The organism is Adlercreutzia equolifaciens (assembly GCF_029076695.1).
Classification (GTDB): domain Bacteria; phylum Actinomycetota; class Coriobacteriia; order Coriobacteriales; family Eggerthellaceae; genus Adlercreutzia; species Adlercreutzia equolifaciens_A.
The window spans coordinates 1-301 of sequence record NZ_JARFIK010000399.1 but is presented as its reverse complement, the minus strand read 5'-3'; the positions used below and the strand labels follow the sequence as shown (position 1 = coordinate 301).

At 64.8% G+C, this 301-nt stretch carries 1 protein-coding gene; it reads right to left on the bottom strand.

Annotated elements, in window-relative coordinates; translation table 11 throughout:
- The coding region (locus PZH32_RS12905) for a hypothetical protein (protein WP_275208652.1) at window positions 1-253 on the bottom strand (253 nt) is incomplete at its 3' end.
- Window positions 254-301 lie beyond the last annotated feature (48 nt).

Here is a 301-nt window from a genome sequence, read left to right as displayed (position 1 = left end):
GTGCGCGTGCCCACCAGCACCACGCACTGGCTCTTGCGCACGCAGCCCGCGTCGCGCAGAAAGAACTGGTGGCCGCGCTCTTCGCCGATGCTCTCATGGCGCATGCGAGCGCCTCTTGCTCGTCGCCGTCGACAACGGCGCACTCGATCACGTCGATGCCCTTGCCCTTAGGTGCCGTTCGGGCGGCTTCCAGCATCTTCTGGGCAATGTCTAAGGCCTGGTCGTGGCGCAGCGTGCGTTCGTCGTACAGCATGAGAGCTCCTTTTCGTCGGCTTCCTGCATTCTAGCACCGCCTGCTCCC